Below are 2623 nucleotides of genomic sequence, written 5' to 3'. Positions count from 1 at the left end.
GTCATTAAATAATCACATCGGTGCGATTTGGTATTTTATCCATCACTACAATTTATCATTACTTGTTTAGGACTACCGATATCAGTTGTGAATTGCTTATTTAAGCATCCGCATTTTTAACCACCCGCGATTTCAAGCACTATTTTACCTGTTACTGAGCCTGTTTCTAACAGTTCGTGAGCGGCTTGCGCTTCTTCGAGAGGGAAAGTTTTGCTGACGTGAATTTTTAGCAAGCTGCGATCGCACAAACGAGAACACTTCTGCAAAATATGAGCCTGCTGTTCCTGTTCCTCCACCAAACCTTCCAGCATCGGGGTTAACATTAATTCCAGACTAATTCTCAGATTCCGCATTCTCGCTGTTTTCAAATTGCCCAAGGCTGGATCGGGTTCCAAAATTGTTACTAAATCTCCATAAATCTTCACAGCCGGAATAGTTTGGTAAAAAGTTTCTCCCCCGACTGTATCGAAAGCCAAATCAACTCCTTGTCCTTGAGTCCAAGTCAAAACCTCATCGACAACATTGGTATTTTTGTATAAAATAACTGAATCTGCACCTAAGTGCTTGACAAAATTGGCTTTTTCCGCAGAACTAACTGTCGTGCAAACCTCTGCCCCCTGCAACTTTGCCAACTGTACCGCGACGTGGCCGACACCGCCTGCACCAGCTTGAACCAGCACTTTTTGGCCGGCTTGCAAGCGCCCTCGATCGTACAGCGATTCCCAAGCTGTAATTAAAACTAACGGTGCCGCCGCCGCCTCCAAAAAACTTAAAGCAGCAGGCTTGAGGGCGAGAAAGCGTTCGTCTACAACGGCAAACTCAGCATAAGTACCGATCGACCCGCCCAAACCGCCATTGCAGAAAAAAACCTCGTCTCCTACTTGGAAACTTTGCACACCAGCACCGACAGCCTCTACGACTCCAGCACCGTCGCACCCCAAAACGTGAGGAGCTTTATCGGGGTAAAAAGTGCCGCGCGATCGCAACTTAGTATCTATCGGATTGATACCCGCCGCTCGCAACCTTACCAAAACTTCAGTTTCTGTTTGTATAGTAGGGGCGGGGATATGTTGTAGTTTCAATACGGACGGGCTGCCGGGGGTTTGAAAAACGATCGCTTTCATCATGGGTGTTACACTAGATCAGATCATCCCTAGACTTTATTGTATATTGCTTAGCAAAGCAACAAAAAAAAATTCGTTTATCCCAAAATTTATGATAGTTGTTGAAAGGCCTTACATAGCTCGTCAGCATCAGTTTTATAAACAGTTCGATGACTTATCATTTCTGTCCCACAATCTCAACGACCATGGTAAATATTTATGAGGACACACTTTTTTACTTCGGGAGATAAACTTGGTGGCACTAAAATTATCAGACAGTTATCTGCCTTCTTAAAACCTAAAGACAGCTCTCAATTATTCCCTGCTAAAATTACCAATCAAGTTCTCAAACAAGTTGTTCACGATTGGGATGATTGCCAAAAGTCAAGAATAGCTTATGACCAAGATATGCCTCGATTTTTATTCTTCCACAGCATCCCGCAATACCAAAATAAAATCTCTACACGTAACTTGGTCAGTCCTGATAACCAATCCATAGAAAAAAGGTGGGTAAACCCCAAAAATGGACTACTTCATTTATCTCAAATTGACCTAATAATTTTTACAATATCCCAAGATGTCATAAAGGTAAGGGTAGTTCCTGCAACAGCACTATACTTTTTGGAGGTTGCTACTCAAAAGCCTGTAACGTTGGTGAATTTAAATTACCACCTTAGAGAAAGTATAGATTTAGGGATTGATCACCTCGTCGCTTTGGCATCTAATAAGCCAACATTTACTTCAACTATTTATGATAAAAAACATCTCAAACTAATCAATCAAGTTTTCAATCAGCGCCGAGCATTTTTACTGTCAAAACTTGACCCGGAAAAATCCACCAAGCGCCAAATCCAGCAAATCACATTTAATCGAAACAAGCGATTAGAAAAATACCTTCATCAGACCAGCAGTTTGATTGTCAAGCGGTTGGGTGAGGAGAAAATAATCCAGTTAATTATTGCCACCAATGTGAGGAACCAACAGAATATAAACTTACAAAAAAAGCATCATAGTTTTGCCATTATTCCTCATGCCCAGCTCAGAAAAATTATTACTTGCAAAACTGAGTTAGTCAGTATCAAGGTAATAGTTAGACAAGCATATTATACAAATAAGTGCAGATTAGAGGATTTAGAGCCTGTCGGTAAGCAAGAGTCTTACCAGGGTAAGATCGGTAAACGCGAGTGGTTTCTGTCTGGGAACGAAAGTCGAATTAATGCTGATGTGAATGCAGCGTTAAATATGATTAGAAAAGTAAACGTAAACTCACCCCCTTAGAGGAGTGACACAATAGTATATATGTGTTTACAATTTCACCTGTACGGGTTCAGCCTGTACGAAAAAAAACACAAAAAGTTCGGTAATGTCAAGTATTGCCAGGTTTTTTGTAAACTGTTAACTCTCTTGTCGCTTTCACGGCGATCTGACCTTGTATTCGTTACTCATCCGTGACGATACTTAGTTATTTTTAAATAGATTGGCTTCAGATAACTACAATAATTGTCGAGCGGTGCTAATCG

Annotated in this window: 2 protein-coding genes; one reads left to right on the top strand and one right to left on the bottom strand. The window is 41.0% G+C overall.

Going from position 1 to position 2623, the window contains the following annotated elements:
* Positions 1-116: 116 nt before the first annotated feature.
* Positions 117-1124 (bottom strand): zinc-dependent alcohol dehydrogenase family protein, encoded by a 1008-nt coding sequence (locus QUA38_RS28450; RefSeq protein ID WP_333167784.1) that lies wholly within the window; start codon positions 1122-1124, stop codon positions 117-119.
* A gap of 198 nt (positions 1125-1322) precedes the next feature.
* Here QUA38_RS28450 and QUA38_RS28445 point away from each other — a divergent pair, with 198 nt between their 5' ends.
* Positions 1323-2381: a transposase gene (locus QUA38_RS28445; protein ID WP_333167781.1), complete on the top strand. Its 1059-nt coding sequence runs from the start codon at positions 1323-1325 to the stop codon at positions 2379-2381.
* Positions 2382-2623: the final 242 nt, after the last annotated feature.

This window comes from Microcoleus sp. Pol12B4 (genome assembly GCF_036701385.1).
Classification (GTDB): Bacteria; Cyanobacteriota; Cyanobacteriia; order Cyanobacteriales; family Microcoleaceae; genus Microcoleus.
This window is presented reverse-complemented; position numbering and strand designations above follow the sequence as displayed.

What these genes read in the sequence shown, in the direction of transcription:
- QUA38_RS28450 (WP_333167784.1), bottom strand. Translation starts at nt 1,124, where the DNA reads ATGAAAGCGATCGTTTTTCAAACCCCCGGCAGCCCGTCCGTATTGAAA.
- QUA38_RS28445 (WP_333167781.1), top strand. Translation starts at nt 1,323, where the DNA reads ATGAGGACACACTTTTTTACTTCGGGAGATAAACTTGGTGGCACTAAA.